Consider the following 498-nt stretch of genomic DNA (forward strand, 5'->3'; position numbering starts at 1 on the left):
ACTGGGGTGAAGTCGTAACAAGGTAACCGTAGGGGAACCTGCGGTTGGATCACCTCCTTACCGAACGATAGTAGTTTTTGTTGCAGTGTCCACACAGATTGTCTGATGAAATGAAACATGAGCAGCGCGTCTGCGAAGAAGACCTGATGTCCCCTTCGTCTAGAGGCCTAGGACACCGCCCTTTCACGGCGGTAACAGGGGTTCGAATCCCCTAGGGGACGCCACTTTGCTCAGGCCCTGTGTGAAAGGCGGCGCCACCTGACGTATTGTTAAGCGGGCTTTGAAGCCGGTTTACCAATATGTGCTCTTTAACAATCCGGAACAAGCTGAAAATTTGAAACACTCAGTATCTGTCGTGACGACGGTATTGAGGAGTCTCTCAAAACTCCAGTCCGAAGACACCTTCGGGTTGTGAGGTTAAGCGACTAAGCGTACACGGTGGATGCCTAGGCAGTCAGAGGCGATGAAGGACGTGCTAATCTGCGAAAAGCGCCGGTG

General features: G+C 52.2%; 1 tRNA gene and 2 rRNA genes. All 3 read left to right on the forward strand.

Annotated features, from left to right (window positions below):
• Positions 1-60: ribosomal RNA gene (locus tag PSI23_RS21960) — 16S ribosomal RNA — on the forward strand; the annotation flags it as partial.
• A gap of 88 nt (positions 61-148) precedes the next feature.
• Positions 149-224 (forward strand) — tRNA-Glu (locus PSI23_RS21965).
• Between the two features lie 191 nt (positions 225-415).
• Positions 416-498 (forward strand): 23S ribosomal RNA (locus tag PSI23_RS21970); the annotation flags it as partial.

The sequence above is a fragment of the Xenorhabdus yunnanensis genome (genome assembly GCF_028598805.1).
Taxonomy (GTDB): domain Bacteria; phylum Pseudomonadota; class Gammaproteobacteria; order Enterobacterales; family Enterobacteriaceae; genus Xenorhabdus; species Xenorhabdus yunnanensis.